The sequence below is a fragment of the Streptococcus macacae NCTC 11558 genome, from assembly GCF_000187995.2.
Classification (GTDB): Bacteria; Bacillota; Bacilli; order Lactobacillales; family Streptococcaceae; genus Streptococcus; species Streptococcus macacae.
Window position 1 is genome coordinate 1572373 of the sequence record NZ_AEUW02000001.1, and the last position, 24873, is coordinate 1597245.

At 33.8% G+C, this 24873-nt stretch carries 20 protein-coding genes, 4 tRNA genes and 1 rRNA gene; 20 read left to right on the plus strand and 5 right to left on the minus strand.

Features of this window, described 5'->3' with window-relative positions; genetic code table 11:
• Positions 1–122 precede the first annotated feature (122 nt).
• The gene (locus tag STRMA_RS07450; RefSeq protein ID WP_003081086.1) at positions 123–1748 is read left to right on the plus strand and encodes an ABC-F family ATP-binding cassette domain-containing protein; all 1626 of its coding nucleotides are present in this window, start codon (positions 123–125) and stop codon (positions 1746–1748) included.
• A 241-nt stretch (positions 1749–1989) separates the two neighbouring features.
• Here STRMA_RS07450 and tnpA read toward each other — a convergent pair whose 3' ends face one another.
• From tnpA to STRMA_RS07465, 3 genes are all read right to left on the minus strand, one after another.
• Positions 1990–2385, minus strand: coding sequence for an IS200/IS605 family transposase (tnpA, locus tag STRMA_RS07455; RefSeq protein ID WP_003080128.1), 396 nt, complete (start codon positions 2383–2385; stop codon positions 1990–1992).
• A gap of 165 nt (positions 2386–2550) precedes the next feature.
• Positions 2551–2624: transfer RNA gene (locus tag STRMA_RS07460), tRNA-Asn, on the minus strand.
• A gap of 5 nt (positions 2625–2629) precedes the next feature.
• Positions 2630–2701 (minus strand) — tRNA-Glu (locus tag STRMA_RS07465).
• A gap of 135 nt (positions 2702–2836) precedes the next feature.
• Between STRMA_RS07465 and STRMA_RS07470 the strand changes: the two genes are divergently transcribed.
• Positions 2837–2910 (plus strand) — tRNA-Arg (locus STRMA_RS07470).
• An 80-nt stretch (positions 2911–2990) separates the two neighbouring features.
• Here STRMA_RS07470 and STRMA_RS07475 read toward each other — a convergent pair.
• Both STRMA_RS07475 and rlmH read right to left on the minus strand, forming a co-directional pair.
• A complete protein-coding gene (locus tag STRMA_RS07475) occupies positions 2991–3662 on the minus strand; it encodes a YoaK family protein (RefSeq protein ID WP_003082423.1) in 672 nt (223 codons plus the stop codon).
• Positions 3663–3726: 64 nt separating this feature from the next.
• Positions 3727–4206 (minus strand): 23S rRNA (pseudouridine(1915)-N(3))-methyltransferase RlmH, encoded by a 480-nt coding sequence (gene rlmH, locus STRMA_RS07480; RefSeq protein ID WP_003079652.1) that lies wholly within the window; start codon positions 4204–4206, stop codon positions 3727–3729.
• Positions 4207–4374: 168 nt separating this feature from the next.
• On the opposite strand from rlmH, the gene STRMA_RS07485 reads away from it, so the two are divergent.
• The 18 genes from STRMA_RS07485 (at position 4375) to STRMA_RS07570 (ending at position 24734) form a co-directional block, all read left to right on the plus strand.
• On the plus strand, positions 4375–5580 hold the full coding sequence (locus STRMA_RS07485; RefSeq protein ID WP_003081517.1) for a S1C family serine protease: 1206 nt from the start codon (positions 4375–4377) through the stop codon (positions 5578–5580).
• 213 nt (positions 5581–5793) lie between these two features.
• A complete protein-coding gene (locus tag STRMA_RS07490; protein WP_003078711.1) occupies positions 5794–6561 on the plus strand; it encodes a ParB/RepB/Spo0J family partition protein in 768 nt (255 codons plus the stop codon).
• A 221-nt stretch (positions 6562–6782) separates the two neighbouring features.
• The gene (dnaA, locus tag STRMA_RS07495) at positions 6783–8135 is read left to right on the plus strand and encodes a chromosomal replication initiator protein DnaA (RefSeq protein ID WP_003080909.1); all 1353 of its coding nucleotides are present in this window, start codon (positions 6783–6785) and stop codon (positions 8133–8135) included.
• A gap of 152 nt (positions 8136–8287) precedes the next feature.
• Complete coding sequence (dnaN, locus tag STRMA_RS07500) at positions 8288–9424, plus strand: DNA polymerase III subunit beta (protein ID WP_003080625.1); 1137 nt, start codon at positions 8288–8290, stop codon at positions 9422–9424.
• A gap of 77 nt (positions 9425–9501) precedes the next feature.
• Positions 9502–9714 carry a DUF951 domain-containing protein gene (locus STRMA_RS07505; protein WP_003082497.1) on the plus strand — a complete coding sequence of 71 codons (213 nt, stop codon included), beginning with the start codon at positions 9502–9504 and terminating at the stop codon, positions 9712–9714.
• A gap of 154 nt (positions 9715–9868) precedes the next feature.
• A complete protein-coding gene (gene ychF, locus STRMA_RS07510) occupies positions 9869–10984 on the plus strand; it encodes a redox-regulated ATPase YchF (RefSeq protein WP_003080267.1) in 1116 nt (371 codons plus the stop codon).
• Positions 10985–11052: 68 nt separating this feature from the next.
• Positions 11053–11622 carry an aminoacyl-tRNA hydrolase gene (gene pth / locus STRMA_RS07515; RefSeq protein ID WP_003078967.1) on the plus strand — a complete coding sequence of 190 codons (570 nt, stop codon included), beginning with the start codon at positions 11053–11055 and terminating at the stop codon, positions 11620–11622.
• Complete coding sequence (gene mfd, locus STRMA_RS07520) at positions 11615–15109, plus strand: transcription-repair coupling factor (protein WP_003082029.1); 3495 nt, start codon at positions 11615–11617, stop codon at positions 15107–15109. The genes pth and mfd overlap by 8 nt, the downstream gene beginning before the upstream one ends.
• A 154-nt stretch (positions 15110–15263) precedes the next feature.
• Positions 15264–15536 (plus strand): RNA-binding S4 domain-containing protein, encoded by a 273-nt coding sequence (locus STRMA_RS07525; RefSeq protein WP_003079554.1) that lies wholly within the window; start codon positions 15264–15266, stop codon positions 15534–15536.
• Complete coding sequence (locus tag STRMA_RS07530) at positions 15523–15894, plus strand: FtsB family cell division protein (RefSeq protein ID WP_003081438.1); 372 nt, start codon at positions 15523–15525, stop codon at positions 15892–15894. Before STRMA_RS07525 ends, STRMA_RS07530 begins: the two co-directional genes overlap by 14 nt.
• A 7-nt stretch (positions 15895–15901) precedes the next feature.
• Positions 15902–16021: an SP_0009 family protein gene (locus tag STRMA_RS07535; RefSeq protein ID WP_115276988.1), complete on the plus strand. Its 120-nt coding sequence runs from the start codon at positions 15902–15904 to the stop codon at positions 16019–16021.
• A gap of 1 nt (position 16022) precedes the next feature.
• Positions 16023–17258 carry a serine hydrolase gene (locus STRMA_RS07540; RefSeq protein ID WP_003079080.1) on the plus strand — a complete coding sequence of 412 codons (1236 nt, stop codon included), beginning with the start codon at positions 16023–16025 and terminating at the stop codon, positions 17256–17258.
• On the plus strand, positions 17255–18517 hold the full coding sequence (gene tilS / locus STRMA_RS07545) for a tRNA lysidine(34) synthetase TilS (protein WP_003080605.1): 1263 nt from the start codon (positions 17255–17257) through the stop codon (positions 18515–18517). The genes STRMA_RS07540 and tilS overlap by 4 nt, the downstream gene beginning before the upstream one ends.
• 14 nt (positions 18518–18531) lie before the next feature.
• Positions 18532–19074, plus strand: a complete 543-nt coding sequence (gene hpt, locus STRMA_RS07550) for a hypoxanthine phosphoribosyltransferase (RefSeq protein ID WP_003080973.1) — start codon at positions 18532–18534, stop codon at positions 19072–19074.
• A gap of 24 nt (positions 19075–19098) precedes the next feature.
• Positions 19099–21084 carry an ATP-dependent zinc metalloprotease FtsH gene (gene ftsH / locus STRMA_RS07555; RefSeq protein ID WP_003078628.1) on the plus strand — a complete coding sequence of 662 codons (1986 nt, stop codon included), beginning with the start codon at positions 19099–19101 and terminating at the stop codon, positions 21082–21084.
• A 274-nt stretch (positions 21085–21358) separates the two neighbouring features.
• Positions 21359–22753, plus strand: a complete 1395-nt coding sequence (locus tag STRMA_RS07560; protein ID WP_003079477.1) for an amino acid permease — start codon at positions 21359–21361, stop codon at positions 22751–22753.
• Between the two features lie 178 nt (positions 22754–22931).
• Positions 22932–24480, plus strand: a 16S ribosomal RNA gene (locus STRMA_RS07565).
• A gap of 181 nt (positions 24481–24661) precedes the next feature.
• Positions 24662–24734 (plus strand) — tRNA-Ala (locus STRMA_RS07570).
• The last annotated feature ends 139 nt before the right edge of the window (positions 24735–24873 follow it).

Below are 24873 nucleotides of genomic sequence, written 5' to 3' on the forward strand. Positions count from 1 at the left end.
GAAACAATTTGACGAATAGGAATAAAATCATTTTATCCTCATACTGTTTTCTTTCTGCAAAATTGAAAAAATACTGCTTTTCTTGTAAAATGGAAGAATATTAATCTTGTTGAGGTGAAAAATTGTTAACCGTATCTGATATATCATTGCGTTTTAGTGATCGCAAACTTTTCGACGATGTAAACATTAAGTTTACAGCTGGAAATACCTATGGTTTAATTGGTGCCAATGGTGCAGGTAAATCAACTTTTTTAAAAATTTTAGCAGGTGATATTGAAGCAACCACAGGACATGTCTCTCTTGGTCCTGAAGAACGTTTATCTGTTCTAAGACAAAATCATTTTGATTATGAAGAAGAACGTGTTATTGATGTTGTCATCATGGGTAATCAAGAGCTTTACAATATCATGAAAGAAAAAGATGCCATTTACATGAAAGCAGATTTCTCTGATGAAGATGGTGTTCGCGCTGCCGAACTTGAAGGACAATTTGCTGAACTAGGTGGTTGGGAAGCTGAAAGTGAGGCTTCCCAACTACTGCAAAATCTCAATATTTCAGAAAACCTTCACTACCAAAATATGAGTGAACTTACGAATGGTGATAAAGTTAAAGTCCTTCTAGCAAAAGCACTTTTTGGTAAACCAGATGTTCTTTTACTGGATGAACCTACTAACGGTCTTGATATTCAATCCATTAATTGGTTAGAAAACTTTTTGATTGATTTTGAAAATACTGTAATCGTTGTTTCTCACGATCGTCACTTCCTTAATAAAGTTTGTACTCATATGGCTGACTTAGACTTTGGAAAAATTAAACTTTTTGTTGGAAATTACGATTTTTGGAAGGAATCCTCTGAATTAGCAGCAAAACTTCAGGCTGATCGAAATACCAAAGCAGAAGAAAAAATTAAAGAGCTCCAAGAATTTGTTGCCCGATTCTCAGCCAATGCTTCTAAATCGAAACAAGCAACTTCCCGTAAAAAAATGTTAGATAAAATTGAACTAGAAGAAATTATCCCTTCAAGTCGTAAGTATCCATTTATTCACTTTCAAGCTGAACGTGAAATTGGAAACGATCTTTTAACAGTAGAAAATTTATCTGTTAAGGTTGAAGGCGAAATAATTTTAGAAAACATTAATTTTACTTTATCTCCTGGTGATAAAACAGCAATTATTGGGCAAAATGATATACAAACAACTGCACTTATTCGTGCTCTTATGGGAGATATAGACTATGAAGGAACAATAAAATGGGGTGTGACAACCAGCCGTTCCTATCTTCCTAAAGATAATAGCAATGAATTTATGAATTCCGAATCTATTTTAGAATGGCTTAGACAATTTGCAAGTAAAGAAGAAAATGATAACACATTTCTTCGCGGCTTTTTAGGCCGTATGCTTTTTACTGGTAATGAAGTTAACAAATCTGTCAACGTACTTTCTGGTGGAGAAAAGGTACGTGTAATGTTGTCTAAACTTATGCTTCTTAAGTCAAATGTTTTAATACTTGATGATCCCACTAACCATTTAGATTTGGAATCAATTTCTAGCTTAAATGATGGTTTAAAAGAATTTAAAGAATCTGTTATCTTTGCAAGTCATGATCATGAATTTATTCAAACATTAGCAAATCATATTATTGTTATCTCAAAAAACGGTGTTATTGATCGTATTGATGAAACATATGACGAATTTTTAGAAAATGAAGAAGTTCAAAGAAAAGTGGCAGAACTTTGGAACAAAAATTAAATTTTTCTTTTATTAACTTGACACAACAGAGTATAAATTGACAACGTTATTTACACATAAAATCCATATAATATAGTATTATTTAATTATGTCATCAATATAATGTAAAAAAGAAGTTTACACTATCTTGATAATTTTCAAATCAAATAACTAACAAAAAGGAAATAGATACTCAAAGTTTTATCAATAAGTTCATACTGGTGATTTGTTCTACGGTTATAAGTCGCTCATTCAACTACAACTAGGGATAATGATCTGCTGAATGAATTTCCTCTTTTAGTTTCGTCCCACAAGTATCTACATAATAGCCTTTACACCAAAATTTCCGATTACCATACCTATATTTTAGATTGGCGTATTTATCGATAATTATGAGACTGCTCTTACTTTTTAAATAACCCATAAAACTAGCAACACTGAGTTTCGGAGGAATACTTACTAACAGATGAATATGGTCTGACATCAGATGACCTTCGATGATTTCTACTCCTTTATAGCTGCACAATCGTCGAAATATGGCTCCCAAACTACTTCGATATTGATTATAGATGATTTTTCGTCTATACTTAGGTGTGAAGACAATGTGGTATTTGCACAGCCACTTTGTATGTGATAAACTATGTGCCTTTTGCGCCATATTTTTCTCCTTTCGCTTTACAGTAGGCTTGAACACCTTTATTGTATTGCGTTTGGAGTTTTTTGGTATAACCTTCATCGCGCACCTTACGGAGCGTGACGGACTTAAAGTCACATAATAAAAAACCCTATATCTAATATTAGATATAGGGTTAGTGTCTTATCACTCCGGCAGTAGGACTCGAACCTACGACATCATGATTAACAGTCATGCGCTACTACCAACTGAGCTATGCCGGAATAAATAGTCCGTACGGGATTCGAACCCGTGTTACCGCCGTGAAAAGGCGGTGTCTTAACCCCTTGACCAACGGACCATCAATGTTTGTTCAACACTTTTACTATTATATCAGATATCTTCTATTTGTCTACCTTTTTTTGAAAAAAATATAATAATATTTCTAGTCAATTGACAGTAACATGCTATTTTTGTTAGAATAGAAGAGTTGCTAGGTCTCATAGCTCAGCTGGATAGAGCATTCGCCTTCTAAGCGAACGGTCGCAGGTTCGAATCCTGCTGAGATCATCAACACCCCCCTTTAAACTCTGATATCTCCCTTTTAGTGGACAGTGAAAAAACAAAAATTCACTAGAAAGGAATATATATCAAGTTTTTCTAGGGGGTTTTTCTATATTTAAAAAATAGATTAATATCGCCATTGGTGCAAGTAAAAAATAAAGACTGCTTTCATTTAAATATCGGCATAAAATAGTTGATGACATTACCCCTAACATAAAAGCAATAATAACGAGTACAATATACACACCTTGTCTTATAATTGATTTATTGGCTTCTATTTTTCCTTTCAGTAAAAGATAAGAAGCATTTTTTATATTTCCTGTCATCATTGTATTGGTGTATGTGTACCCTCTAACCCTTTTAAAAGTTGCAAGCTGAAGAGAAGCAAAAAATGCTAAAGCAGATATCGTAAAGATTGAAGGTACGATCGGACTTAAAATTGCGATGATAACCAATAATACAAATAATACATAAGCACTTAATTTATGCCACCGCAAATTTTTATGAGTAACCCATTTTCTAAGAAAATAGTAAAAAAATTGACCAACTATAAAGAAAAGAATTGGTATCAAAAAACTTAAAGCTTCTTTAAAATGACCATTTGAAAATTTAATCATCATATAAAGCAAATTACCAGTTTGCATACTTGCAAAGCGACCCTTCTGAGTTATAAAAGTATAAGCATCAATAAAACCACTTATAAAAGTTAAAAGAGTGGCTACTCTTAAACCTTCAAAATTTTGGTAGTTTTTACTCATTTTGTCTCCTTTTCGTTTCACGTGAAACTTTTTTCCGTACAGTAATTATGCCTTAAATTTTAATTTACTTATGATAAGGACTGCCTTCTTGAATCATAAAAGCACGATATATTTGTTCCATTAAGACAAGTCGCATCATCTGATGAGGGAGTGTCAATAAACCAAAACTCATTAAAAGATCAGCTCTTTCTTTAATCTCCTGTGATAATCCTAAACTTCCTCCAATGATAAAAACAAAACTTGAATATCCTTTTAAAACTGTATCAGCAAGAAGTTGACTAAATTCTTTAGAAGGAAATTGTTTTCCTTCGATAGCTAAAGCAATGGTAAAATCTCGATTTGAGATTTTATTTAAAATTCTCTTCCCCTCTTTTTCAAGAATTTGCTGATTTTCTGCTTGACTAGCAGCTGCTGGCGTTTTTTCATCAGTCAATTCTATAATCTCACATTTTGTAAAAGGTCTGAGGCGCTTTGTATATTCGGCAATACCCTTCTCCAGATACTTTTCTTTTAGTTTACCTACTGTAATAACTTTTATTTTCATATTTTTATTATATCATGCTCAAGGCAGCAAAACTATATCTTTTCTTTTACTGAAATGCTTTTCAAAAGTTTTCCACAGCCTGTGGATTCTTTCTTTTTTTCCCTTTTTAAGGTATAATTAAGTCAAATTATTTAGAGTTTTATTATAAATTTTCGGAGGTCATTTTGAGTGAATAATATGAAATCAAATCCTTTTTTAAAATGGTTTTTGCCATTTTTAGCAGTATTCCTTAGTTTTATACTCGGAATTTCTGCAATACTTATTTTTAACTGGGTATCCGGTAATGGTGGAAAAACAAACCAAAAAACAACTGTCAGCAGTGTCGTTTATGATATTAATACTGAAACAACTAAAGCTGTCAAAAATGTTAAAAATTCTGTAGTCTCAGTTATTAATTATCAAAAAATAGATAATCGCTACTATAATTACGATAATGCTTCTGAAGGAAAAAATAAATCAGAAGATGGGTTAGGTGTATACGGCGAAGGGTCTGGCGTTATTTATAGAAAAAGTGGAAATGATGCTTACGTAGTCACCAATAATCATGTTATTAAAGATGCCAAAAAATTAGAAATTATGTTGGCTAATGGAAAAAAAGTTGTTGGTAAACTTGTGGGTTCAGATACATACTCAGATTTAGCTGTTATTAAAATTTCTTCAAAACAAGTTACTACAGTAGCAGAATTTGCTGATTCTGATAAACTAAAAGTAGGAGAACCAGCCATTGCAATTGGTAGTCCATTGGGTAGTGATTATGCTAATTCTGTTACAGAAGGTATTGTGTCCAGCCTCAGCCGTACCGTAACCTCGCAAAATGAAGAAGGCGAAACTATTTCAACCAATGCTATCCAAACAGATGCTGCAATCAATCCTGGTAACTCAGGAGGTGCTTTAGTCAATATCAAAGGACAAGTCATTGGAATTAATTCAAGTAAAATTGCATCAAGTACTGGCTCTAAAAATGGCGTTGCTGTGGAAGGAATGGGATTTGCCATTCCCGCTAATGACGTTCGTTCCATTATCAATCAATTAGAAGAAAATGGTGAAGTAATTCGCCCTGCCCTCGGTATTTCAATGGCTAATTTAAGTGAAGCTTCAACAAGTGATAGAGATACACTTAAAATCCCAGAAAACGTTACAAGCGGTATTGTCGTTCTTTCGACAGAATCTGGCATGCCAGCCGATAACAAACTGAAGAAATATGATGTCATTACGGAAATTGATGGTAAAAAAGTGGCTTCTATTAGTGACTTACAAAGTGCCCTTTACAAACATAAAAAAGGTGATAAAGTGAAAATTACTTTCTATCGCGGTAATGATAAGAAAAACATTGAAATCGAGTTAACAAAAACAAGTAAAGATCTCAATCATTGAGTTTAATAAATACTAAAAAATGAGGCTGGGACTTTTGTTCCAGCCTTATTAACATTCTCTCAAATTTAGTATTATAAGATCTAGAAACAGACTAACAAATCTTATCTCAAACAACTTTTTAGAGAACTTAAGACAATAATAAAAATTAATTTGGTCTCTATAAAATATTGTTTTAGTATTTTATTTGTTCATTCTTATAGACAGGAGATTAAGATGTCTGAAGAACTCCAATATATAAATTACAAAGATATTAATTCCAACCCTTATCAACCAAGACTTCATTTTGAAGAAAATGAACTAAAAGAACTTGCACAATCTATTAAAGAAAATGGTTTAATTCAACCCATTATAGTCAGAAAATCATCTGTTTTTGGATATGAATTAATCGCAGGAGAAAGACGGCTAAAAGCGCTTAAAATGGCAGGTATTAATAAAGTACCTGCTATTATAAAAGAATTATCTGATAACGACAGTATGAAACAGGCTATTATTGAAAATTTACAACGTTCAGATCTTACTCCTATTGAAGAAGCCAGAGCTTATCAGAATCTGGTTATCAAAAATCAGATGACCCACGATGAAATTGCCAATGTCATAGGAAAATCCAGACCCTATATCACAAATAGTATCAGATTATTAAATTTGCCTTCTAACATTAGCCAAGCACTTGAAAAAGGAATAATCTCACAAGGCCACGCACGATTACTTTTAGGTATTGAAGAGAAAAATGAACAAGAAAAATGGTTTCAAAAAATTATTAATGAAAATTTAAGTGTAAGACAAATGGAAAAAGCTCTAAAGAAGGTAAAAAAATCTCCCAAAATCATAAAGGATATTTTTATATCTGAAAAAGAAAAAGAGCTTAGCAAATCATTAGGTTTAACTGTATCTATTTCTTATAACAAAAAAGGAAAAGGGGCTGTAAAAATTAGCTTTTCTTCAGAAGACGAATTTAACAATTTAATAAACAAGCTGAATTAGCTTGTTTATTTTTCTTTTTTTATCCCCAATTTTTCCACATCTAAAATTTTATAAGTTTATTGTATTAACAAGCAAACAAGAGTTTTCCACAACGTGTGGAAAACTCTTATCCACATTGTGGATTTTCTTTTTTTGCCTGTGGAAAACTTAGTTCTTTTGGTGGAAAACTTTAAACATTTATGATAAAATTTCTTTAATCACAATTTCTCTAGGAGCACACTATGACAGAAAATGAAAAAATTTTTTGGGATAGGGTCTTAGAACTTGCACAAAGTCAATTAAAACAGGCTACTTTTGACTTCTTTGTTTCAGATGCAAAGCTCATCAAAATAGAAGGAAACGTAGCAACAATTCTTCTTGATGATATGAAAAAACTTTTTTGGGAAAAAAATTTACAGCCTGTTATTTTAACAGCTGGATTTGAAGTTTTTAATACAGAAATTTCAATTAATTATGTTTTTGAAGATATACCAATACATGATAATAGAGAAGCCGCTGCTACTAATACAGATACAAGTATTGAAAATCTTCCAATCGTGCAAAATGATCTTAATCCAAAGTATAGTTTTGAAAATTTTGTAATTGGTGATGAAAATCGCTGGGCTTTTACAGCTTCTGTTTCTGTCGCTGATTTACCCGGTACAACCTACAACCCTTTATTTATCTATGGTGGACCTGGTTTAGGAAAAACACACCTTTTAAATGCAATTGGAAATGCTGTTGTGGCCAATAATCCAAATGCGCGTGTGAAATATATTTCTGCTGAAAATTTCATCAATGAATTTGTTGTTCACATTCGACTGCAGAAAATGGATGAACTTAAACAAAAATTTCGTAAATTAGATATACTTCTCATTGATGATATCCAATCTTTAGCTAAAAAAAGCTTAGCAGCAACTCAAGAAGAATTTTTTAACACATTTAACGCACTCCATGAAAATAATAAACAAATTGTACTGACAAGTGACAGAACTCCTGATGACTTAAACGATTTGGAACAACGTTTGGTCACACGCTTCAATTGGGGACTAACAGTAAATATAACCCCTCCTGATTTCGAAACACGCGTTGCTATTTTGAATAATAAAATCCAAGAGTACAATTACAAATTTCGAACAGAAACAATCGAATATTTGGCGGGACAATTTGATTCAAATGTCCGTGATTTAGAGGGAGCTCTGAAAGATATTAACTTAGTGGCCAATTTTAAAAATCTTGATGTCATTACTGTTGAAGTTGCAGCAGAAGCTATACGTGCCCGAAAACAAGACAGCAGTCCTAAAATGATTGTTATTCCCATTGAAGAAATTCAAAAACAAGTCGGGAAGTTTTACGGAGTTACTGTCAAAGAAATCAAATCAACTAAAAGAACACAAAATATCGTTCTTGCTCGTCAAGTAGGTATGTACCTAGCGCGTGAAATGACAGATAATAGCCTTCCAAAGATCGGTAAAGAATTCGGTGGACGCGATCATTCTACAGTTTTACATGCTTATAATAAAATCAAAAATATCTTATCTCAAGATGACAGTCTAAGAATTGAAGTAGATACCATAAAAAATAAGATAAAATAAATTGTGTATAAGTTTAAAAAAGTTCTCAAATTTTCCACAACTTGTGAACAGTTTTTAAAGCTTACAGTTTCTGGGATAAGCTATGTTTTTCCCAGTATACACAAGACCTATTACTACTACTAACCTAATACTTATAAAATAAAGGAGAAATAATGATAAAATTCTCAATCAACAAAACATTTTTCTTACAAGCTTTGAATGCGACTAAACGAGCTATTAGTTCTAAAAATGCTATTCCTATTCTTTCAAGTTTGAAAATTGAAGTTAACTCTCAATCGCTCACTTTAACAGGATCAAATGGACAAATATCTATTGAAAATACTATATCAACAGAAGAAAATGATGCAGGACTTCTAATTACTAATTCAGGTTCTATTCTATTAGAAGCAAACTTTTTTATTAATATTGTTTCAAGCCTTCCTGATATCAGTTTGGATTTTGAAGAAATTGAACAACATCAAATTGTTTTAAAAAGTGGAAAATCAGAGATTACTTTAAAAGGGAAGGATGTTGAACAATATCCTCGTTTACAGGATGTAACAACGACAAAACCTTTAGTTCTGGATACAAAATTGCTAAAAACGATCATTTCAGAAACAGCCTTTGCAGCTAGTACCCAAGAAAGCCGTCCTATCTTGACTGGTGTGCATCTTACTTTAACAGAACATAAAGAATTTAAATCGGTAGCTACCGATTCACATCGTATGAGTCAACGCAAACTAACGTTGGATAGTGCTACGGATAATTTTGATGTTGTTATTCCAAGTCGTTCTTTGCGGGAATTTTCAGCTGTATTTACAGATGAAATTAAAACGGTTGAAGTATTTTTCTCAAATAGTCAAATTCTTTTCAGAAGTGAAAATATCAGCTTTTATGCACGGTTATTAGAAGGAAATTATCCTGATACCGATCGTTTATTAGTTAATAATTTTGAAACAGAAGCTGTCTTTAATACCAATGCTCTTCGTTATGCTATGGAACGTGCTTATTTAATTTCTAATGCTAGTCAAAACGGCACTGTTAAATTAGAAATTAGTAACAATCAAATAACAGCACATGTTAATTCTCCAGAAGTTGGAAAAGTAAATGAAGAATTAGACACAGAAAGCTTATCAGGAAATGATTTAACAATCAGTTTTAATCCAACCTATCTTATTGAATCTTTAAAAGCTTTAAAAAGTGAAACTGTGAAGATTCGTTTTGTTTCTCCTATCCGCCCCTTTACATTGACACCAGGCGATAACAGTGAAAACTTTATCCAACTTATTACTCCGGTACGTACAAACTAATAGAAGCTCCATCTGTGGAGTTTTTATTATGTTATAATTAATTCTAAATAAAATGACATTAATGTAAAGGACAGTATATGTATAATTTAGGATCTTTTGTTGAAATGAAAAAACCCCATGCTTGTCTTATTAAGGAGACAGGAAAAAAGGCTAACTGTTGGGAAATTATTCGATTGGGTGCTGATATCAAAATTCGTTGTAGTAATTGTAACCATATCGTTATGATGAGCCGTCATGATTTTGAGCGGAAAATGAAGAAAGTATTGGAAGCAAAGAAATTCAATCAATAATTTTTAACTAAAGTAATGATGGCGAATAACTAAATTTTCTTTTGAACAAGTTATTATTTTGATGATTATTTTTAATTAAGTTCGAAAGTATTTGAGCTTTTTTTACATTTTCTGCTATAATAATAATGATTGAATAAAATATTGGAGATTAAAGATGGCTTTAACAGCAGGTATTGTTGGTTTACCTAATGTTGGTAAATCAACTCTTTTTAATGCAATTACAAAAGCAGGGGCAGAAGCTGCTAATTACCCTTTTGCTACTATTGACCCAAATGTTGGTATTGTTGAAGTACCAGATATACGTTTACAAAAGTTGACAGAACTTATTGTTCCTAAGAAGACTGTTCCTACAACCTTTGAATTTACAGATATTGCAGGTATTGTCAAAGGAGCCTCAAAAGGTGAAGGGCTTGGAAATAAATTTTTGGCCAATATCCGCGAAGTTGATGCCATCATCCATGTAGTTCGAGCTTTTGATGATGAAAATGTAATGCGCGAGCAAGGACGTGAATCAAAATTTATAGATCCAATTGCAGATATTGAGACCATTAATTTAGAATTAATTTTATCAGATCTTGAGTCCATCAATAAACGCTATGCGCGTGTTGAAAAAATTGCTCGTACACAAAAAGATAAGGATTCTATAGCTGAATTTAAGGTTTTGGAAAAAATAAAACCGGTTTTAGAGGATGGAAAATCAGCTCGTACAATTGAATTTACAAAAGATGAAAAGAAGATTGTTAAAGGTTTATTTTTACTAACAACTAAGCCTGTTCTTTATGTGGCTAATGTTGACGAAGATAAGGTAGCTGATCCAGATTCTATTGCTTATGTTCAGCAAATCCGTGATTTTGCAGCAACAGAGAATGCTGAAGTAGTTGTCATTTCAGCACGTGCTGAGGAAGAAATTTCTGAACTTGATGATGAAGATAAAACCGATTTTTTAGAAGTAATGGGTTTGAATGAATCAGGTGTTGATAAATTGACACGTGCTGCCTATCATTTGCTTGGACTTGGAACATACTTTACAGCAGGCGAAAAAGAAGTTCGTGCTTGGACTTTTAAACGTGGTATTAAGGCTCCACAGGCAGCTGGAATTATTCATTCAGATTTTGAAAAGGGATTTATTCGAGCAGTAACAATGTCCTATGATGATCTTATAAAGTATGGTTCTGAAAAAGCTGTAAGAGAAGCTGGTCGCCTACGTGAAGAAGGTAAAGATTATATCGTTCAAGATGGGGATATTATGGAATTCCGATTTAATGTTTAAAAGAATTGTCCATTATAATTAAAAGGTTGGAAGAACTTTCCAGCCCTTTTAGTCTTAGAGAGGAAATTATGGCTAAATTAATTGTTGGTCTTGGTAACCCAGGAAGTAAATATCATGAAACAAAACATAATATTGGTTTTATGGCTCTTGATAAAATTGTCAAGCCTTTAAATCTTAAATTTACAATGAATCAAACATTTAAAGCAGAAACAGCCTCTACTTTCATCAGTGGAGAAAAAATTTATTTTATTAAGCCAACTACATTTATGAATAGGAGCGGTGTAGCTGTCAGAGCTTTTTTAGCTTATTATAACTTAACTGTAAAAGATCTGATTGTCATTTATGATGATCTTGACATGGAAATAGGAAAAATTCGATTTCGTCAAAAGGGCTCTGCTGGTGGCCATAATGGTATTAAAAGTATTATAAGGGAGATTGGCTCTCAGGATTTTGATCGTGTCAAGATTGGAATTGGACGACCAAAATCTGATATGACAATTATCAATTATGTCTTAGGGAAATTTGATAAAGACAGTCAGATAATTATCTCTGATACACTTGATAAAGTTGACAAAGCTGTAAACTATTATTTACAGACTAAAGATTTTGAAAAAACAATGCAAAAATTTAATGGATAAAATGAACTTAGTAGATTTATTTAAGCAAAACCCAAAACTAACAGAGTGGCTGGATCATCTTACTGCTTCTAATAGACAATTAGTAATGGGATTGACAAACTCTAGTAAAGCACTAGCAATGGCAGCAGCACATGATAGCCAAAAGGGAAAGATTGTTATTGTCACTTCAACACAAAATGAAGCTGAAAGATTAGCAGAAGATTTAGCTAGTTTGATTGGCGATAAAAAAGTTTTTAATTTTTTTGCGGATGATATGGCAGCAGCAGAATTTTTATTTGCTTCACAAAATAAAACAAATTCTCGTGTAGAAAGTCTGAATTTTCTCTTAGATAAAGAGCAAACAGGGATATTAGTCACTAGTATTGTAGGAACAAGAATCTTACTTCCTAATCCTCAAAATTATCAATCTGCCAGATTAAAAATAGAAGTTGGTGGAGAATATGATTTGGATAATTTTGTAAAGAATTTGTCAAGTTTTGGCTATCAAAAAGTTTCACAAGTTTACAATCCTGGAGAGTTTAGTAAAAGAGGAGATATTTTAGATATTTATGAAATAAATCAGAAGTTACCATACCGTCTTGAATTTTTTGGTGATGAGCTTGATGGTATTCGTCAGTTTGATATAATTACTCAAAAATCTCTCAATAATCTTGATTCTTTTATATTGAGTCCATCTGATGATATTATTTTAACAGATAGTGATTTTGAACGGGCTTGCCAACATTTTGAAAAAGCTCTTATTACTGCAGATGAAAATTTACAAATTTATCTAAAAGAAATCTTGTCGGCAACAAAAGCTCATTATCGCCATCAGGATATTAGGAAATTTTTATCATTTTTTTATCAAAAAAAATGTACACTTTTAGACTATTTTCCAAAGCATACGTTGCTATTTTTTGATGATTTTCAAAAAATAATGGAACATAATAGTCGTTTTAATTTGGATATAGCTAATCTTTTAACAGAAGATTTATATAATAGTAAGGCTACTTCAAATATTTCTTATTATTCAGATACATATCAAGACTTGAGACAATATCAATCAACAACTTTTTTTTCTAATTTTCATAAAGGATTGGGAAATCTTAAGTTCGATCATCTATATAACTTTACACAATATCCAATGCAAGAATTTTTCAATCAACTTCCCTTACTAGTTGATGAAATTAAACGATATCAAAAATCTGAAGCAACAGTTCTTGTACAGACCGATTCACAGCAAGGTCAAGAACGTTTACAAAAAACTTTACAAGAATACAATTTAGATTTACCTATAAGTCAATCTAATCAACTTTTAAAACATCAAGCGCAGCTGGTAATTGGTAAACTTTCTGCAGGATTTTATTTTGCTGATGAAAAAATTGCTTTAATTACTGAGAAAGAAATTTTTCATAAAAAAGTAAAACACAAGTTTCGGCGAACTAATATAAACAATGCTGAACGTCTTAAAGATTACAATGAATTAGAAAAAGGGGATTATGTTGTACATAATGTACATGGTATTGGTCGTTTCTTAGGAATTGAAACGATTGAAGTATCTGGTATTCATCGTGATTATTTGACAATTCAGTATCAAAATGCAGATCGTATATCGATTCCTGTTGAACAAATTGAGTTACTTTCTAAGTATGTTGCCAGTAATGGAAAAGAACCAAAGATCAATAAACTCAATGATGGTCGATTTCAAAGAACCAAACAAAAAGTATCCAAGCAGGTGGAAGATATTGCAGAAGATTTGTTAAAACTCTATGCTGAACGCAGTCAGTTAAAAGGTTTTGCATTTTCTCCTGATGATACCAATCAAGAAGAATTTGATAATGAGTTTTCGTATGTTGAAACTGAAGATCAATTGAGGTCTATTAAAGAAATCAAAAAAGACATGCAGAAAGATCAGCCAATGGATAGGCTTCTTGTTGGAGATGTTGGTTTTGGAAAAACAGAAGTTGCTATGAGAGCTGCTTTTAAAGCAGTTAATGATGGTAAACAAGTTGCTGTGTTAGTGCCAACAACTGTTCTTGCTCAGCAGCATTATAATAATTTTAGGGAGCGTTTTGAGAATTTTCCAATTAATATTGATGTAATGAGTCGTTTTAAAACAAGGGCTGAACAGATGGAGACTTTAACAAAACTGTCTAAAGGTCAAATTGATATTATTATTGGAACACATCGTTTGCTTTCTAAAGATATTAATTTTAAGGATTTAGGATTACTTATTATTGACGAAGAACAGCGTTTTGGGGTTAAACATAAAGAAACTTTAAAAGAATTAAGAAAGAAAATTGATGTTTTAACATTAACAGCAACCCCTATTCCACGCACTTTACATATGTCTATGCTAGGAATACGTGATTTATCGATTATTGAAACACCTCCGTCAAATCGTTACCCTGTTCAAACTTATATTATGGAAACTAATGATGAGATAATCCGTGAAGCTATTATCCGTGAAATGGAAAGATCTGGACAAATTTTTTATGTTTACAATAGAGTTGACACAATTGACAAGAAAGTTTCTAAACTACGAGAGCTAATTCCAGAAGCTAATATTGGCTTTGTTCATGGTCAAATGAGTGAAATTCAATTGGAGAATACCTTATTGGACTTTATCAATGGTGAATATGATGTTTTAGTGACAACAACAATCATTGAAACTGGAGTTGATATCTCTAATGTTAATACTCTATTTATTGAGGATGCTGATCATATGGGGCTGTCAACCTTGTATCAACTTAGGGGACGCATAGGGCGAAGTAATCGGATTGCTTACGCTTATCTTATGTATCGTCCTGATAAGGTTTTAACAGAAGTTTCAGAAAAGCGTTTAGAAGCTATTAAAGGTTTTACAGAACTTGGATCAGGCTTTAAAATTGCTATGAGGGATTTATCTATACGTGGGGCTGGCAATATCCTTGGTTCTTCTCAAAGTGGTTTCATTGATTCAGTTGGTTTTGAAATGTATTCACAATTATTAGAAGAAGCCATAGTAGCAAAACAGGGGAAAAAACAGATTCGTTCTAAAGGTAATGCAGAATTAAATTTACAAATTGATGCTTATCTGCCAAATAATTATATTAGTGATGAGCGTCAAAAAATTAATATTTATAAGAAAATACGAGAAATTAATAACCGTAAAGATTATGAAGAATTACAAGATGAGTTGATTGATCGCTTTGGTGAATACCCAGATCAGGTTGCTTACTTACTTGAAATAGGACTTGTTAAATCTTATATGGATAAAGCTTTTGTAGCTTCATTGGAGCGAAAGAAAGATAATCTTATTGTCACATTTGAGACATCATCTCTTTCTTTTTATTCAACACAAGACCATTTTGAAGCTTTATCTAAAACTAATCTTAAGGCACGTATTAGTGAGAATAAAGGAAAAATAGAAATTATTTTTAATATTCATAATAAGAAGGATTATGAAATTCTAGAAGAACTTATCAAATTTGGAGAAGCCTTTGTTAATATTAAGGAAAGAAAGTAAAATATCCTGATAAAAAGTTGATTGGAGTTACAAAAGATAGGTTAACCAAATTAAATGTCACAATTAAGGGCTTTCAGCTCTTTTTTGCTTGATATAGTTTAGAACTGCTATTTTAAAAAAAAAATGCTAAAATAGAAAGAATAGTGAGGAAAAAATGAGATTAGATAAATACTTAAAAGTATCACGTATTATCAAACGCCGTCCAATTGCCAAAGAAATTGCTGATAAAGGACGTGTTAAAGTAAATGGTATCCTAGCAAAAAGTTCAACTGATTTAAAAATAAACGATGAAGTAGAGATACGTTTTGGCAATAAAATATTAACTGTTCGTGTTCTGGAAATGAAAGATAGCACAAAAAAAGAAGATGCTGTAAAGATGTATGACATTATAAATGAGTTGAGGGTTGAGTCAGATGGAGAAGCCTAATATTGTACAGCTAAATAATCAGTATATTAATGATGAAAATATGAAAAAACGCTATGAAGAGGAAGAAACAAGAAGGCGTCACCGTTTTATTGGCTGGATATTAGTATTCATTATTTTACTGTTTATTTTACCTGCCTATAATCTAGTTGCAAGTTATATAAGTCTTCAAAATAAACAGGCACAAATTGTAAGATTACATAAACAGCAAAAACGGCTGGATGCTAAAACAGAATCTGAAAAAAGGTTTGCAGAGCGTTTAAAAAATGATACTTTTGTTGAGAAGTATGCACGTGCCAAATACTATTACTCAATTGATGGAGAGACTATTTATCCGGCACCAAATTTATTGCCTAAGTAAAATGATTATGGAAGAATTAATTCAAACAATTGAAAAATTTTTAGCCCATTCGGATGAAAAATTAGATGAATTAGCCAAAATAAATCAAAGTTTACGGAAAGATCTAGTAAAAGAAAAGGAGGAGTAACATGAAAAAACTATTAGCTTTTATGTTAATATCAGTTTTTTTAGCTCCTTTTACTGTTATTAGTACAGAAAGAAAACAAAGTAAATATTTTGATAAGATTCCTGTAAATCCTAATTTTTCACAAACAATTTCTACTTTTCCTACACAAAATTTAACTGGAAAAACTCAAAAATTAGCACCAAATTCTAGTTTTAAAATTAAAGAACTTACCATAAATAAGAAAAAAATTCCCATCTTCAAACTATCAAACGGCCGTTTTATTAAAGCAAGCCGTAGTAACATTTACGAAGATGTTGTTCTTAAAAAAATGAATTATGACAGGAATTATTGGCTGAAAGCTAATTTTTCAATTTATAACACCCCATATACGGTAAGTGCAGAAAAAATAAATACAAAATTAACCAGCTTTTCCAAGGTACACGTTTCCCAAAGAGCTGTCACAAAACATGGTGTCTACATGAAAGTAGATAATCAAGGTTGGGTCGCTGAAAAAAAATTATCATTACAAGATAATCGTATGGAAAAAGTCCAAAATTTATTAAATAAAAAGTATAATAAAGCTAATTATTCCATTTATGTTAAGCAATTAAGAACTCAAAAATCAGCAGGCATTAACTCTAATAAAGTCATGTATTCTGCCAGTGTTACAAAATTACCTATTTTGTATTTTACAGAAAGACAAATTCAAGAGGGAAAATTTAAACTTTCGGACAAATTAAAGTATGTTGAACAAGTTAATCACTTTAAAGGAGCGTATAAAGTAGAAGGCAGTGGAGAAATGCCCAAAAAGGCAGATAATAAAAATTATACTGTTGACTATTTATTAAAGGCAGTTGCACAGCATTCTGATAATGTAGCAAGTAATATACTTGGTTATTATATTGCTCATAAATATGATGAAGCTTATCAAACGACAATTACAAAAGCAGTAAAAACTAATTGGAATATGGAAAAACGAGATGTATCTTCCAAAACAGCGGCTACTATAATGGAATCTCTTTATTCACAAAAAGACTTGATATTGAAGTATTTGTCATCAACAGATTTTGACAATACACGTATTTCTCGTGATATAACGGTTCCAGTTGCTCATAAAATTGGGGATGCCTATGATTATAAACATGATGTGGCTGTTGTTTATGCTGGTGAACCATTTATTTTATCCATTTTTACGGATAAGGCTTCTTATGAGAACATTACAACAATTGCAAATGATGTCTATGGTGTTTTAAAATGACTTATAAAAAAATATTTAGTTATATTCAAAGCAAAGGATATTTTGCAGATCATAAATATGTTTTAATAGCAGTTTCAGGTGGAGTAGATTCGATGAATTTACTGCATTTTTTACATCGTTATCAACAACAGCTTGGGATTAAAATTGCGATAGCACATATCAATCACAAACAAAGGATTGAGGCGGACAAGGAAGAGGCTTATCTTAACAATTGGGCCAAACAGCATAATGTCCCTTTTTACACTAAAAGTTTTACAGGAAAATTTTCTGAAAACACGGCTCGTCAGTTTCGCTATAACTATTTTAAAAATATAATGTTTGAAAAAGGCTATACAGCATTAGTAACAGCCCATCATGCAGATGATCAGGCAGAAACTGTCTTTTCTCGTTTCATAAGAGGGGTCAGACTTCGCTATTTATCAGGTATTAAAGAAATTCAACATTTTGGTCCTGGTCAATTAATTCGTCCTTTTTTAACTTTTTCAAAAAAAGAATTTCCAGATATTTTTCATTTTTATGATGTTACTAATGCTAAAGACACTTATCTAAGAAATAGAATTCGAAACAACTATTTACCCATTTTAGAAAAAGAGAATTCAAAAATTTCTCAGCATCTTATTCAATTGGGTGAAGAAACACATCTTATTTTTCAGGCCTTTGAAGATTTAACATACCATTTGGATTTTCAAAACTGTTCTGTTTTTCATGAGCAAAGTGAAGCAGTACAATATTTCTTGCTTCAAAATTATATAAAAAAATTTCCCGAATTAGAATTAACAAAGGCTCAATTTGATGAAATTTTACATATTATCAAAACAAGAACAGATTACTACCAATATGTGAAAAATGGCTATTACTTAAAAAAAGATGCTGTAAGGTTTGAATTTTGTAAAATAGGTCCCAAGACGGATAGGTTTAAATCAGAAAAAGTGCTAGAATATGACAGTATGGTCAAATATGGTCAGTATACTTTTTCATTTCAAAAAATGTTGGATTCAGAAGGAGGAATTCCTATAAAATCTGATTCTCCCATCATAATACGTAAAAGAAAACCTGGGGATAAAATTCAATTAGGAAATTATTCAAAAAAAATTCGCCGTTTGTTTATTGATGATAAAATACCAGCTTCAAAACGCTTAGATGCTATAATATTGGAGCAGGATAAAGAGATTCTTTTAATTCTTTTAGATAATGTTACCTATTTGAGAAAAGATTTTAAAGATGATATAATGAAAGGTAAACTGTATATTCAAAAATAGAAAAATGGTGAAAGATGCTCGAACAAGATATTGAAAGGATCCTTTATTCTGAAGAGGATATCATTATTAAAACAAAAGAATTGGGAGCTCAGTTAACAAATGATTATGCAGGGAAAAATCCCTTATTAGTCGGTGTTTTAAAGGGTTCTGTTCCTTTTATGGCTGAGTTAATGAAACATATTGATACACCTATTGAAATTGATTTTATGGTCGTTTCAAGTTATCTTGGTGGAACAACAAGCAGCGGTGAAGTAAAGATTTTAAAGGATGTTGATACTAATGTTGAAGGACGCGATGTTATTTTTATTGAGGATATCATTGATACAGGGCGTACTTTAAAATATCTACGTGATATGTTTAAATATCGGCAAGCAAATTCTGTTAAAATTGCTACTTTATTTGACAAACCAGAAGGACGTGTTGTCGAAATTGCTGCAGATTATGTTTGTTATGATGTCCCTAATGAATTTATTGTTGGGTTTGGCTTAGATTATGCAGAAAACTATCGTAATCTTCCTTATGTTGGGATTTTAAAAGAAAAAGTATATTCAAAATAAAAAAGAAGGTCGTTAATTAAGTAGATGAAAAATAATCGTAATAATGGTTTTATGAGAAATTCCTTTGTTTATATTATATTGATTCTAGCCATTGTGACAGGAATTCAGTATTTTTTCAAAGGTACAAGCTCACAAAGTGAAAAAATAAGCTACACTACTCTGACTAAACGTATCCAATCAGGTGATGTGAAATCACTTACTTATCAGCCAAGTGGGAGTATTGTCCAAGTAACTGGCGAATATAAAAAGCCAAAAGAAACTAAAGTAAATAATGATTTAGCATTTTTTAGTGGAACAACTACAAAAGTGAATAAATTTAATTCAATAGTTCTTCCTAATAGCTCTTCCATTGAAAAAATTGAAAGATTAGCTGATAATAAGGGAACCAAAATTTCTGTAAAACAGGAGAGCTCAAGCGGGACTTGGATATCTTACCTAATGAGTTTCCTGCCTATTGTCATCATGATTTTCTTCTTTGTGATGATGATGAATCAAGGTGGTGGCGGTGCTCGTGGTGCTATGAGTTTTGGCAAAAACAGAGCACGCTCTACTTCTAAGAGTGATGTTAAAGTTCGGTTTTCAGATGTTGCTGGTGCTGAAGAAGAAAAACAAGAACTTATCGAAGTTGTTGATTTCTTGAAAGATCCAAAACGATACAAAGCCCTTGGTGCTCGTATTCCAACAGGGGTTCTTCTTGAAGGTCCTCCCGGGACAGGTAAAACTTTGTTAGCTAAAGCTGTAGCAGGTGAAGCTGGGGTACCATTTTTTAGCATCTCTGGTTCTGATTTTGTGGAAATGTTTGTTGGTGTTGGTGCTAGTCGTGTACGCTCACTTTTTGAAGATGCTAAAAAAGCAGAACGTGCCATAATCTTTATTGATGAAATTGATGCTGTTGGCCGCCGTCGTGGTGCTGGTATGGGCGGCGGAAATGATGAACGCGAACAAACACTTAACCAACTTTTAATTGAGATGGATGGTTTTGAAGGAAATGAAAGTATCATTGTTATTGCAGCCACAAATCGCAGCGATGTACTTGATCCGGCTCTTTTGCGTCCAGGTCGTTTTGATCGTAAGGTTCTTGTTGGTCAGCCTGATGTTAAAGGACGTGAAGCAATTTTACGAGTTCATGCTAAAAATAAACCTTTAGCTAACGATGTTGATTTAAAAGTTGTTGCGCAACAAACCCCAGGTTTTGTTGGTGCAGACTTAGAGAATGTTTTAAATGAAGCAGCTCTTGTTGCAGCTCGTCGCAGCAAAAAAGTCATTGATGCCAGTGATATTGATGAAGCCGAAGATCGTGTTATTGCAGGGCCATCTAAAAAAGATAAAACAATTTCTGAACATGAGCGTCAAATGGTTGCCTACCATGAGGCGGGTCATACCATTGTCGGCCTTGTTCTGTCTAATGCGCGTGTTGTTCATAAGGTAACCATTGTTCCGCGTGGACGTGCAGGTGGATACATGATTGCTTTACCAAAAGAAGATCAGAATCTTTTATCAAAAAGTGATATGAAAGAACAATTAGCTGGTCTGATGGGTGGACGTGTTGCTGAAGAAATTATTTTTAATGCCCAAACAACAGGAGCTTCTAATGACTTTGAACAAGCAACTCAAATGGCGCGGGCAATGGTAACAGAATATGGAATGAGTGATAAGCTTGGTCCTGTTCAATATGAAGGAAACCATTCTATGGCGCCAGGACAGTTTGCACCTGAAAAGACTTATTCATCACAAACAGCTTTGTTAATTGATGAGGAAGTTCGGGAATTGCTCAATGAAGCTCGTAATAAAGCGGCAGATATTATTAATGGTAATCGTGAAGCTCATAAATTAATTGCAGAAGCTCTTCTTAAGTTTGAAACTCTTGATGCAGCGCAAATTAAGTCTATTTATGAGACAGGAAAGATTCCGGAAGAATCTGATGAAGCTTCAGAAGAAGCACATGCTTTGTCTTATGATGAAATTAAAGAAAAGATGACTGAAGAAGAGAAAGATTCTGAAGATAATTAATAACAGTTTTAAAAATTGGAAAGCTTTCATTTCATTTTTATTGATAAGTGAGCAAAATACAAAATAATAGAAATATAAGTTAATCAATCTTTCTTACTTTTTATGGTATAAGTCAGAATAACTTGACTAAATCATATATAGAATAGAGGCTGGTTGTTAAAATCAATTTCTTCTGAAACAATGATTTTTAGCCAGTCTTTTTTCATGCCATTAAATTTACAAGTTCTTGCTACTGTGCTAAACTAATTAAGTTGTTACAAAATTAGGAGACATAATGAATATTTTTAGAAAAAAGAATACAACTTTAGATAGAACTGAAATGAAACGCCATCTTAAAATTATTGATTTGGTATTTCTTGGCTTAGGTTCAATGGTTGGTACAGGAATTTTTACAATAACAGGAATTGGAGCTGCGAATTATGCAGGTCCTGCTTTGGTTATTTCGATTGCTATATCGGCTATAGCGGTTGGTATTTCAGCACTTTTTTATGCAGAGTTTGCTTCCAGAATACCAGCTAATGGCGGAGCTTATAGTTACCTTTATGCAACATTGGGAGAATTTCCTGCATGGTTAACTGGATGGTATATTATCATGGAGTTTTTAACTGCAGTATCTGGGGTAGCTTCAGGATGGGGGAGTTATCTAAAGGGACTATTATCAAATTATAATATACAATTGCCAAAAGCTTTGAATGGAACTTTTAACCCCTCTGAGGGAACATATATTGATCTTTTTCCTGTTTTGGTCATTTTTTTAGTGACAGGTATTGTACTATTAAATTCAAAAATTGCTCTTCGTTTTAACAGCAGCTTGGTTATTATGAAATTTTCTGCTTTAATACTTTTTATTACTGTTGGGCTTTTTTACATTAAACCTGAAAATTGGTCTAATTTTTCCCCATTTGGCTTTGGCCAACTTTATGGTGGAAAAACTGGCATTATGTCAGGTGCTTCACTTATGTTTTTTGCTTTTTTAGGATTTGAATCTATTTCGATGGCAGTAGATGAAGTAAAAGAACCTCAAAAAAATATTCCAAGAGGAATTATTGCCTCTTTATCAATTGTAACAGTGTTATATATTAGTGTTACTTTAGTTCTAACTGGTATTATACCCTATAAAAAGCTAAATGTTGCTGATGCTGTAGCTTTTTCGTTGAGAAGTATTGGTTTAAATTGGGCTGCTAATTATATTTCAGTCATTGCAACATTAACTTTGATTACAGTATGCATTTCAATGACGTATGCTTTAGCAAGAACAGTTTATAGTATAAGTCGCGATGGTTTGCTTCCTAAGCAATTCAGTGTTGTAACAAAGCATAGTAAGGTACCTAAAAACGCTACTCTACTTGTAGGATTCGTATCAATGGTTTGTGCCGGCGTTTTTCCTTTGTCAAGTATTGCTGAATTTTTAAATATATGTACGCTCGCCTATCTTATTCTGCTTGCTATTGGTATTATAAAATTAAGGAAAAATGAAGGAAAAGCAAAAGAAGGGGAATTTAATACCCCATTGGTACCTCTATTACCAATTATTTCAATCATAATTTGTTTTTCGCTTATGAGTCAGTATAAAATAATTATTTGGGTTGCTTTTGGAATCAGTACGATTATAGGCATACTTACCTACTTATTTTATGGTTATAAAAATTCGACTATTAATCAAAAATAAAAAAGCCCAGAAAAGAGGTTGACAAAGTTGTTTAGAGTTGCTAGAATATAATAGTTGTCTCAAGACGAGACGAGTCCTTTGAAAACTGAACAAGACGACCAAGTGAGGGTGCTAGGGGACTAGTACCCGTCAAAACAAAGAACTGTCAGCGACAGGAAAAGAAGAGTCACATCAGACTGGACAAGAGAGTTTGATCCTGGCTCAGGACGAACGCTGGCGGCGTGCCTAATACATGCAAGTGGAACGCTGTTTCTGAGTTAGCTTGCTAACTGAGACGGCGTCGCGAACGGGTGAGTAACGCGTAGGTAACCTGCCTCTTAGAGGGGGATAAGGATTGGAAACGATAGGTAATACCGCATAATATCTCTCTAAGCCTTTAGAGGGATTGAAAGGTACAACAGTATCGCTAAGAGATGGACCTGCGTTGTATTAGCTAGTTGGTAAGGTAGAGGCTTACCAAGGCGACGATACATAGCCGACCTGAGAGGGTGACCGGCCACACTGGGACTGAGACACGGCCCAGACTCCTACGGGAGGCAGCAGTAGGGAATCTTCGGCAATGGGGGGAACCCTGACCGAGCAACGCCGCGTGAGTGAAGAAGGTTTTCGGATCGTAAAGCTCTGTTGTTAAGGAAGCAAGTTGGAGAGAGTGGAAAGTTCTCCAATTGACGGTACTTAACCAGAAAGGGACGGCTAACTACGTGCCAGCAGCCGCGGTAATACGTAGGTCCCGAGCGTTGTCCGGATTTATTGGGCGTAAAGGGAGCGCAGGCGGTCTGGAAAGTCAGTAGTTAAAAGCATTGGCTTAACCAATGTCAGCTATTGAAACTGTCAGACTTGAGTACAGAAGGGGAGAGTGGAATTCCATGTGTAGCGGTGAAATGCGTAGATATATGGAGGAACACCAGTGGCGAAAGCGGCTCTCTGGTCTGTGACTGACGCTGAGGCTCGAAAGCGTGGGTAGCGAACAGGATTAGATACCCTGGTAGTCCACGCCGTAAACGCTGAGTGCTAGGTGTTAGGTCCTAAGGGGCTTAGTGCCGTAGCTAACGCAATAAGCACTCCGCCTGGGGAGTACGACCGCAAGGTTGAAACTCAAAGGAATTGACGGGGGCCCGCACAAGCGGTGGAGCATGTGGTTTAATTCGAAGCAACGCGAAGAACCTTACCAGGTCTTGACATCCCGGTGCCATTTCTAGAGATAGGAAGTTACTTCGGTACACCGGAGACAGGTGGTGCATGGTTGTCGTCAGCTCGTGTCGTGAGATGTTGGGTTAAGTCCCGCAACGAGCGCAACCCTTATGGTTAGTTGCCATCATTGAGTTGGGCACTCTAGCCAGACTGCCGGTAATAAACCGGAGGAAGGTGGGGATGACGTCAAATCATCATGCCCCTTATGACCTGGGCTACACACGTGCTACAATGGTTGGTACAACGAGTCGCAAGCCGGTGACGGCAAGCTAATCTCTGAAAGCCAATCTCAGTTCGGATTGGAGGCTGCAACTCGCCTCCATGAAGTCGGAATCGCTAGTAATCGCGGATCAGCACGCCGCGGTGAATACGTTCCCGGGCCTTGTACACACCGCCCGTCACACCACGAGAGTTTGTAACACCCAAAGTCGGTGAGGTAACCGTAAAGGAGCCAGCCGCCTAAGGTGGGACGGATGATTGGGGTGAAGTCGTAACAAGGTAGCCGTATCGGAAGGTGCGGCTGGATCACCTCCTTTCTAAGGAAAAACAAGTAACAGAGGGCGTAAAAAGCGCCTTGATTTTAGGAAATCGACGCTGTGTTCGATGAACACAAGACGATTTATCTAAATCACCAGCTTTTAGCCTGAGTACAATTACTTAAATTCTGTTATGCGTTACAGAAGCACTTGCCGTCTTGTTTAGTTTTGAGAGGGTTGTGGGGCCTTAGCTCAGCTGGGAGAGCGCCTGCTTTGCACGCAGGAGGTCAGCGGTTCGATCCCGCTAGGCTCCATTAAAACAGGATACGAACAGACGATTCGCTTTTTCTAAGAAGTTAGTCTGGCGTTCAACTCAAGGTCTTGTTTTAGTTGATATTAGAATACGATCCTAAACTTCCTAGGAATAAGTCACAAGCGCCTAGTGTCTAAGGG

Excerpts from the sequence above, each read along its gene's own strand:
- tnpA (WP_003080128.1), bottom strand. The coding sequence starts at position 2,385 with ATGGCGCAAAAGGCACATAGTTTATCACATACAAAGTGGCTGTGCAAA.
- STRMA_RS07475 (WP_003082423.1), bottom strand. The coding sequence starts at position 3,662 with ATGAGTAAAAACTACCAAAATTTTGAAGGTTTAAGAGTAGCCACTCTT.
- rlmH (WP_003079652.1), bottom strand. The coding sequence starts at position 4,206 with ATGAAAATAAAAGTTATTACAGTAGGTAAACTAAAAGAAAAGTATCTG.
- STRMA_RS07490 (WP_003078711.1), top strand. The coding sequence starts at position 5,794 with ATGTCTGAAGAACTCCAATATATAAATTACAAAGATATTAATTCCAAC.
- dnaA (WP_003080909.1), top strand. The coding sequence starts at position 6,783 with ATGACAGAAAATGAAAAAATTTTTTGGGATAGGGTCTTAGAACTTGCA.
- dnaN (WP_003080625.1), top strand. The coding sequence starts at position 8,288 with ATGATAAAATTCTCAATCAACAAAACATTTTTCTTACAAGCTTTGAAT.
- STRMA_RS07505 (WP_003082497.1), top strand. The coding sequence starts at position 9,502 with ATGTATAATTTAGGATCTTTTGTTGAAATGAAAAAACCCCATGCTTGT.
- ychF (WP_003080267.1), top strand. The coding sequence starts at position 9,869 with ATGGCTTTAACAGCAGGTATTGTTGGTTTACCTAATGTTGGTAAATCA.
- pth (WP_003078967.1), top strand. The coding sequence starts at position 11,053 with ATGGCTAAATTAATTGTTGGTCTTGGTAACCCAGGAAGTAAATATCAT.
- mfd (WP_003082029.1), top strand. The coding sequence starts at position 11,615 with ATGGATAAAATGAACTTAGTAGATTTATTTAAGCAAAACCCAAAACTA.
- STRMA_RS07525 (WP_003079554.1), top strand. The coding sequence starts at position 15,264 with ATGAGATTAGATAAATACTTAAAAGTATCACGTATTATCAAACGCCGT.
- STRMA_RS07530 (WP_003081438.1), top strand. The coding sequence starts at position 15,523 with ATGGAGAAGCCTAATATTGTACAGCTAAATAATCAGTATATTAATGAT.
- STRMA_RS07535 (WP_115276988.1), top strand. The coding sequence starts at position 15,902 with ATGGAAGAATTAATTCAAACAATTGAAAAATTTTTAGCCCATTCGGAT.
- STRMA_RS07540 (WP_003079080.1), top strand. The coding sequence starts at position 16,023 with ATGAAAAAACTATTAGCTTTTATGTTAATATCAGTTTTTTTAGCTCCT.
- tilS (WP_003080605.1), top strand. The coding sequence starts at position 17,255 with ATGACTTATAAAAAAATATTTAGTTATATTCAAAGCAAAGGATATTTT.
- hpt (WP_003080973.1), top strand. The coding sequence starts at position 18,532 with ATGCTCGAACAAGATATTGAAAGGATCCTTTATTCTGAAGAGGATATC.
- ftsH (WP_003078628.1), top strand. The coding sequence starts at position 19,099 with ATGAAAAATAATCGTAATAATGGTTTTATGAGAAATTCCTTTGTTTAT.
- STRMA_RS07560 (WP_003079477.1), top strand. The coding sequence starts at position 21,359 with ATGAATATTTTTAGAAAAAAGAATACAACTTTAGATAGAACTGAAATG.